Annotated in this window: 3 protein-coding genes; 2 read left to right on the forward strand and 1 reads right to left on the reverse strand. The window is 67.7% G+C overall.

Features of this window, described 5'->3' with window-relative positions:
- Window positions 1–19 precede the first annotated feature (19 nt).
- Window positions 20–607, reverse strand: coding sequence for a histidine phosphatase family protein (locus NJ4_RS24795; protein WP_067442108.1), 588 nt, complete (start codon window positions 605–607; stop codon window positions 20–22).
- 210 nt (window positions 608–817) lie between these two features.
- Here NJ4_RS24795 and NJ4_RS25385 point away from each other — a divergent pair, with 210 nt between their 5' ends.
- Both NJ4_RS25385 and NJ4_RS24800 read left to right on the forward strand, forming a co-directional pair.
- Window positions 818–1078, forward strand: coding sequence for a YlxR family protein (locus tag NJ4_RS25385; RefSeq protein ID WP_082749153.1), 261 nt, complete (start codon window positions 818–820; stop codon window positions 1076–1078).
- A gap of 135 nt (window positions 1079–1213) precedes the next feature.
- The coding region (locus NJ4_RS24800) for a translation initiation factor IF-2 N-terminal domain-containing protein (RefSeq protein WP_157551349.1) at window positions 1214–1422 on the forward strand (209 nt) is incomplete at its 3' end.

Consider the following 1422-nt stretch of genomic DNA (forward strand, 5'->3'; position numbering starts at 1 on the left):
CCAGGTGCCGGAGAATCTCCTAGGTCGATGTCCCCGGCCAGGCCCGGCAGACCCAGCCGTCGGAGTCGATGTCGACCTCGATGAACTCGCCGTTGCCGAGGGGGCGAGCCTCGTGGCCGTCCAGTCGCACGAGCGCGGGCACGCCCATGCGGAGCAGCCCGCCGTGGGTGATCACGAGCACGTCCTCGCCGCGGTGCTGGTCGGCGATGTCGGACAGTGTCGAGCGGAGTCGTTCGATGCCCTCGGCGCCCGTCTCTGCGCCCGGCACGCGGACGTCGAGGTCGCCGTCGGTCCAGCGTCGGTAGATCTCGGTGAATGCGGCATCGTCGGTGAGCGTGCCCTCGCCGTACTCGACCAGGCCGCGTCGCGTGGTCACCGAGACACCGAGGGCAGCGGCGACGATCTCACCGGTCTGGACGGCGCGGGCCTGGGTGCTCGTGTAGACGTGGGCGACCTTGCGGTGACCGAGTGCGGTGGCCAGTTCGGCCGACTGCCGCCGGCCGAGCGTGCTCAGCGACCCCCCGTCGTCGGGGAGCCCGGGCGACTCGTACTCCGCCTCGCCGTGCCGGGCCAGGACGATCCGGCTGGCGCACTGCAGGTCACTCATGCAGTTCAGGCTACTTCCCACGGAGTTCCCTGGCTTCCCACGCGACATCTGCCGTGGGATGTGCAGGTTTCCCCGGCGCACCGGGGACCTGCACCAAAGCCCCCGAACACCGGCGCACCGATACCGGTTCGGCGTTGGGCGTGCCACCGGCTAGACTCTTCGGTGGTGGTTACGACTGGCAGCACTTCCGCGCGCCCACGCCCTGTGCGTATGTGCGTGGGGTGCCGTGAGCGGGCCACCGCGCTTGAGTTGATTCGGGTTGTCGCCGGATCGGATGCCCACGGCCCCGCCGTGGTGCCCGATCCAGACGGCACGGCCCACGGTCGAGGTGCACACCTGCACCCCACGATCGCGTGCCTTGACCTGGCAGTTCGCAGACGTGCTTTCCCCCGGGCCCTCCGGTTCGCGGGCGGGCTCGATGTGACCACACTGCGCACGATGATCGACCCGAGCACAGACACCACACCGTGATCGACCAACAGGAACTGGAGCAGCAGCTCATGAGCACTCGATGAGTACTTCCCGATGAGTTTGCACAACCACTAACGGTCCGAATCACCTCCTCCTGCATCAGGCAGCGTCGGGGCTCGGGCCAGAAGGAGAAGCGTGGCCAAGCCCCGAGTACACGAACTCGCCAAGGAATTCGGCGTCGAGAGCAAGTTTGTTCTCGAGAAGCTGAAGGAGATGGGGGAGTTCGTCAAGTCTGCGTCCTCGACCATCGAGCCCCCGGTGGCGAACCGATTCAAGAAGGAGTACGGCGAGCAGCTCAAGTCTGCCGCCGCGACTTCTGCCCCCGCCAAGCCTGACGCCCAGGA

Origin of the sequence: Nocardioides jensenii JCM 1364 = NBRC 14755 (assembly GCF_001552535.1) — a bacterium.
In the GTDB taxonomy this organism is placed as follows: domain Bacteria; phylum Actinomycetota; class Actinomycetes; order Propionibacteriales; family Nocardioidaceae; genus Nocardioides; species Nocardioides jensenii.